The 3,249-nt window shown below is 74.5% G+C and carries 2 protein-coding genes and 1 pseudogene; 1 reads left to right on the top strand and 2 read right to left on the bottom strand.

Annotated features, from left to right (window positions below; translation table 11 throughout):
- Both AB0C29_RS40255 and AB0C29_RS40250 read right to left on the bottom strand, forming a co-directional pair.
- Window positions 1-1,087 (bottom strand): ABC transporter substrate-binding protein (locus AB0C29_RS40255; RefSeq protein WP_360832152.1); only part of this gene is annotated, 1,087 nt, incomplete at its 3' end.
- On the bottom strand, window positions 1,084-1,680 hold the full coding sequence (locus AB0C29_RS40250) for an ATP-binding cassette domain-containing protein (protein WP_360832150.1): 597 nt from the start codon (window positions 1,678-1,680) through the stop codon (window positions 1,084-1,086). The genes AB0C29_RS40250 and AB0C29_RS40255, both read right to left, overlap by 4 nt.
- Before the next feature lie 179 nt (window positions 1,681-1,859).
- On the opposite strand from AB0C29_RS40250, the pseudogene AB0C29_RS40245 reads away from it, so the two are divergent.
- Window positions 1,860-3,249, top strand: a pseudogene (locus tag AB0C29_RS40245) (hypothetical protein); the annotation flags it as partial.

The raw sequence follows: 3,249 nt of genomic DNA, 5'->3' as shown, positions 1-3,249 counted from the left end.
GATCGGACAGGTCGAACTGGAGCGCACCGGCGGGATCGCGCAGCTCGGCCGCGCGGGCCGCTGCCGGCCCGTACGCGTCCGGCAGGATCAGGGTGTTCGGCGACAGGTAGCCGCCGGCGGTGATCCACGGCCGGAACGAATCCCGCCGGGTCAGCCACTCCACCAGCTCACCACCGGCGCTCGATCCGGCGAACACCATCGCGGCGTCCCCGGCCACCAGCAGCGGTAACGCCCGGGGCCCGGCCGGGAACCGGGCGGCTGACAGGGCCGGCGCCCCGGCCGGGCGGAACCTGTCCGCGACGGCGGCGACGAAGTCCCCCTCGACCATCATCGCGGCGCGGCCCTCGGCCACCTGGATGACCGATTCCTCGTTCTGGGTGATCAGGGCGCGGCCGATCCCGTCCGGGAACGCGCCGGGGACCGACCAGACGGTGGCGAGCTGGGTGAGCGCGGTGCGCACCAGCGGGCCGTCCCACGGCACGGTGCCGTCGACGAGGCCCTGGTATTCGCCGTCCGCGGCGAAGCCGATGAGCAGATTCTCCAGCCAGTCGGTGAGGACCCAGCCGTCCGCCGCACCGACGGCCAGCTGTGCGGGCCGGCCGGCGGCGGCCAGACCGCGGACCAGCGACACGAACTCGGCCCAGGTGGCGGGCGGTGCGGGCAGGCGGTCGGGGTGGTACCAGACCAGCGACTTGTGCGCGGCCTTCACCCAGGCGCCGTACTGCCGGCCGTCCACGGTGACCATGGCCCGCCACTGGTCGGCGAAGCGCTGCGTCACCTGCTGCGGCACCGGTTGCAGCCAGCCCCGGCGGGCGTAGTCGGCGATCAGGCTGATCTGCGGCACGATCGCCACGTCGGGCTGGTTGCCGGCCCGGTAGCGGGCGCTGAGGAAGGCGTCGATGTCGTTGCGGGTGCTGATCACGTCGACCGGCTGCGGATACTGCCGGACGACCTCGCGGAACCGGACCAGTTCCCCGCCGCTCCAGACCACGGCGACCTGCACCGGCCGCGGGGACCGGCCGCAGCCGCCGGCCCCGGCGACGACGGCGCCGAGTGCTCCACCCAGGACGGTGCGCCGGCTCGTCACGGCGTCACCGCCACGGTCAGGGCGCCCTCGGGTGCTGCCTGCCGATCACCGAAGACCACCGTGGCCGGGGCGGCGGAGACCGGCGACTCGATCCGGGCCAGCAGGTCGTCCAGCGGGCCGCAGACGGCGGGATCGGGGCGTTCGAGGACCAGCGCCTCGGGCATCGAGACCACCGCCCGGGCCAGGGCGCCGCGCATCCGCTGCTGCGCGGTGATCTCGTGCGGCCGCTGCTCCAGCACCGGCCCGAGCTCGAGCTGGTAGATCAACGTGGACGCCCAGCCGCGGACGATCTCGCGGACCGACTCCTGCCGCCAGACCAGATACTCGATGTTCTGCCGGACGGTGAGATGCGGCAGGAGGGCTCCGCCGCGGGGCACGTACCCGATCTGCCGGCGGCCGGGCGGCAGCTCGGTGACGTCGCGGTCGCCGACCAGGACCCGCCCGGAGAGCGGCTGGGCCAGGCCGGCCACCGTCCGGGCCAGCGCCGTGGCGGCCGGCGCGTCGGCGATCACCGCGGTGGGTCCGGCCTCGCGGGCGGAGAACGAGACGGCGGCCCGGGCCCCACCGGACACCACGACGACCAGCTCAACCACGTCGAGAATCGCCCAACACCTCCCCGGTCACCGGCCCGGACATCAACAGGCGGTCACTGCAGCCTATCGATCCCGTGCCCGTCCCCGGTGTCCCGTGGCACGATCCTGCCCGGCGGGCGCCGGAAGAGATTCGGTAGACCCATAGGGGACTGTCACGGGTGGCCGGACCCGGAGGGCCCATGGTGAGTGCACCCCAACAGACGGTCGTCGCCTCGGCCGGCTTCGCGTACGGCGTGGTCGGCGCGGATCTGCACGTCTTCGGCGACGGGTCCCCGCTCTACCTGCTGGAGGAGTTCCGGCCGACGCCGCCGCCGGACCCGGGATGGCTGCGCGAGCTGCCCAGCCGCATGCTGGACGCCCGCTCCGGCCTGGTCCCGTTCACCGGGCGCGAAGCCGAGCGGGCCGGCCTGCGGGAGTGGCTCGGGTCGCCCGGCCGGCTGGCGGTGCGCTGGCTCTCCGGCCCGGGCGGCCAGGGCAAGACCAGGCTGCTCGAGGACGTCGCCGAGCAGGCCCGGGCCACGGGCTGGAAGGTGGTCGTCGCCGGCCAGGGCGTCGGGGCGATCATGCCGTCGCCGGGCAGCCAGGACCTGCGTACGGACAAGTCCGAGGGCGTTCTCGTGCTGGTCGATTACGCCGACCGCTGGCCGCTGACCTCGCTGCTCTGGCTCTCCCGCAACGCGCTGCTGCACCGTCCGGGGGTGCGTACCCGGATCCTGCTGGCCGGGCGCGGCGCGACCAACTGGCGGGCCCTGCGGAGCGAGCTGGGGCGACCGGCAGTCGCGGCCGCCACCTCCTGCATGGAGCTCGCAGCGCTCCCGGCCTCCGACCGGCCGGCGATGTACGCCGCCGCCCGCAACGCCTTCGCCCGCGTGCATGACGTCTCTCCCCCACCGGGCCCCAGCGTGAATCTCGACGGTGAACGCTTCGGGCTGACCCTGGCCGTGCACCTGGCCGCCCTGGTCGAGGTGGACGCGCGGGCCAACGACGCGCGACCGGAGACCGATCCGGCCAGGCACACCCAGTACGTGCTCGACCGCGAGCATCTGCAGTGGACCCGGCTCCACGAGGGCGCCGTCCGCGGCCTCGACTTCGCGACCCCGCCCAGCGTCATGGCCCGGACGGTCTTCACGGCCGCTCTCACCGGGGCGCTGCCGGACGACGAGGGAAGGGATCTCCTGGCCGGGGTCGAGCAGGAGATGCCGGCCGTGCGGATCCTGCAGGACCACGGCGTCTGCTACCCGTCGTCCCGGGTGTTGCAGCCGTTGCTGCCCGACCGGCTCGCCGAGGACTATCTCGCGCTCACCCTGACCGGCGGTCCCGAGGGGCGGCCCTGGTCCGGGTCGCGGCTGGCCGCGGTGCTGACAACTGTCGACCCGCAGCGACCGTTGACCTTCCTGATCGCAGCCGCCGCCCGGTGGCCGCACGTCGGGCCGGACCATCTGTACCCGCTGCTGCGGAGCCGTCCCACCCTCGCGGTGCAGGCGGGCAGCGAGGCGCTGGCGGGACTGGCCGCGATCGCCGACGTGGACCTGACCATGCTGGCGGAGGTCGCCGACGTCCTGCCGCGCG

It is taken from the genome of Actinoplanes sp. NPDC048791, from assembly GCF_040650095.1.
Lineage (GTDB): Bacteria > Actinomycetota > Actinomycetes > Mycobacteriales > Micromonosporaceae > Actinoplanes.
The sequence above is the reverse complement of the archived record's forward strand: the minus strand, read 5'-3'. Positions and strand labels throughout refer to the sequence as shown.